The following is a 2,992-nucleotide window of genomic DNA, read 5'->3' as shown; positions in this document are numbered from 1 at the left end:
TTGCTTCATATTATATGGTTAAGTCCTCGATCTATTAGTATTCGTCAGCTCCACATGTCACCATGCTTCCACCTCGAACCTATCAACCTGATCATCTTTCAGGGATCTTACTAGCTTACGCTATGGGAAATCTCATCTTGAGGGGGGCTTCATGCTTAGATGCTTTCAGCACTTATCCCTTCCGCACATAGCTACCCAGCTATGCCCTTGGCAGAACAACTGGTACACCAGCGGTGCGTCCATCCCGGTCCTCTCGTACTAAGGACAGCTCCTCTCAAATTTCCTACGCCCACGACGGATAGGGACCGAACTGTCTCACGACGTTCTGAACCCAGCTCGCGTACCGCTTTAATGGGCGAACAGCCCAACCCTTGGGACCGACTACAGCCCCAGGATGCGATGAGCCGACATCGAGGTGCCAAACCTCCCCGTCGATGTGGACTCTTGGGGGAGATAAGCCTGTTATCCCCGGGGTAGCTTTTATCCGTTGAGCGATGGCCCTTCCATGCGGAACCACCGGATCACTAAGCCCGACTTTCGTCCCTGCTCGACTTGTAGGTCTCGCAGTCAAGCTCCCTTATGCCTTTGCACTCTACGAATGATTTCCAACCATTCTGAGGGAACCTTTGGGCGCCTCCGTTACACTTTAGGAGGCGACCGCCCCAGTCAAACTGCCCACCTGACACTGTCTCCCGGGTCGATAAGACCCGTAGGTTAGAATTTCAATACAGTCAGGGCGGTATCCCACCAGCGCCTCCACCGAAGCTAGCGCTCCGGTTTCAATGGCTCCCGCCTATCCTGTACAAACTGTACCAAAATTCAATATCAGGCTACAGTAAAGCTCCACGGGGTCTTTCCGTCCTGTCGCGGGTAACCTGCATCTTCACAGGTACTATAATTTCACCGAGTCTCTGGTTGAGACAGTGCCCAAATCGTTACACCTTTCGTGCGGGTCGGAACTTACCCGACAAGGAATTTCGCTACCTTAGGACCGTTATAGTTACGGCCGCCGTTTACTGGGGCTTCAGTTCAGAGCTTCGCTTACGCTAACCCCTCTCCTTAACCTTCCAGCACCGGGCAGGTGTCAGCCCCTATACTTCGCCTTACGGCTTCGCAGAGACCTGTGTTTTTGCTAAACAGTCGCTTGGGCCTATTCACTGCGGCTTTCCGTTAAGAAAGCACCCCTTCTCCCGAAGTTACGGGGTCATTTTGCCGAGTTCCTTAACCAGAGTTCTCTCGCACACCTTAGGATTCTCTCCTCGCCTACCTGTGTCGGTTTGCGGTACAGGCACCTTTTATCTCGCTAGAAGCTTTTCTTGGCAGCGGGGAATCAAAGACTTCGCTCCATAAGGAGCTTCCCCATCACAGCTCAGCCTTCACGATAAGCGGATTTGCCTACTTATCAGCCTAACTGCTTGGACGTGCACAACCAATCGCACGCTTCTTCTATCCTTCTGCGTCCCTCCATTGCTCAAACGATAAAGAGGTGGTACAGGAATATCAACCTGTTGTCCATCGCCTACGCCTGTCGGCCTCGGCTTAGGTCCTGACTAACCCTGAGCGGACGAGCCTTCCTCAGGAAACCTTAGGCATTCGGTGGACGGGATTCTCACCCGTCTTTCGCTACTCATACCGGCATTCTCACTTCTAAGCGCTCCACCAGTCCTTCCGGTCTGACTTCACTGCACTTAGAACGCTCCCCTACCACTGATACCATTGGTATCAATTCGCAGCTTCGGTGGTGTATTTAGCCCCGGTACATTTTCGGCGCAGAGTCACTCGACTAGTGAGCTATTACGCACTCTTTAAATGGTGGCTGCTTCTAAGCCAACATCCTAGTTGTCTAAGCAACTCCACATCCTTTTCCACTTAATACACACTTTGGGACCTTAGCTGGCGATCTGGGCTGTTTCCCTCTTGACTACGGATCTTATCACTCGCAGTCTGACTCCTAAGGATAAGTCATTGGCATTCGGAGTTTGACTGAATTCGGTAATCCGATGAGGACCCCTAGTTCAATCAGTGCTCTACCTCCAAGACTCTTACACTTAAGGCTAGCCCTAAAGCTATTTCGGGGAGAACCAGCTATCTCCAGGTTCGATTGGAATTTCTCCGCTACCCACACCTCATCCCCGCACTTTTCAACGTGCGTGGGTTCGGGCCTCCATTCAGTGTTACCTGAACTTCACCCTGGACATGGGTAGATCACCTGGTTTCGGGTCTACGACCACGTACTAAACGCCCTATTCAGACTCGCTTTCGCTGCGGCTCCGCCTCTTCAGCTTAACCTCGCACGGGATCGTAACTCGCCGGTTCATTCTACAAAAGGCACGCCATCACCCATTAACGGGCTCTGACTATTTGTAGGCACACGGTTTCAGGATCTCTTTCACTCCCCTTCCGGGGTGCTTTTCACCTTTCCCTCACGGTACTGGTTCACTATCGATCACTAGGGAGTATTTAGCCTTGGGAGATGGTCCTCCCAGATTCCGACGGAATTTCACGTGTTCCGCCGTACTCAGGATACATTCAAGAGAGAACGAAGTTTCGACTACGGGGTTGTTACCCTCTACGACGGACCTTTCCAGGTCGCTTCGTCTACCTCGTTCCTTTGTAACTCCGTATAGAATGTCCTACAACCCCAAGAGGCAAGCCTCTTGGTTTGGGCTATGTTCCGTTTCGCTCGCCGCTACTCAGGAAATCGCATTTGCTTTCTCTTCCTCCAGGTACTTAGATGTTTCAGTTCCCTGGGTCTGTCTTCCTTACCCTATGTATTCAGGTAAGGATACCATACCATTACGTATGGTGGGTTTCCCCATTCGGAAATCTTCGGATCAAAGCTTACTTACAGCTCCCCGAAGCATATCGGCGTTAGTCCCGTCCTTCATCGACTCCTAGTGTCAAGGCATCCACCGTGCGCCCTTTCTAACTTAACCAAACTAAAATTAAAAAAATATGAGCTACACTGTTATCTAGTTTTCAAAGAACATAC

The 2,992-nt window shown here is 51.2% G+C and carries 1 rRNA gene; it reads right to left on the bottom strand.

Going from position 1 to position 2,992, the window contains the following annotated elements:
- Positions 1–14: 14 nt before the first annotated feature.
- Positions 15–2,936, bottom strand: a 23S ribosomal RNA gene (locus ACLBWW_RS28525).
- Between the last annotated feature and the right edge of the window lie 56 nt (positions 2,937–2,992).

This window comes from Bacillus sp. M5A3_1b (assembly GCF_053345335.1).
This window is presented reverse-complemented; position numbering and strand designations above follow the sequence as displayed.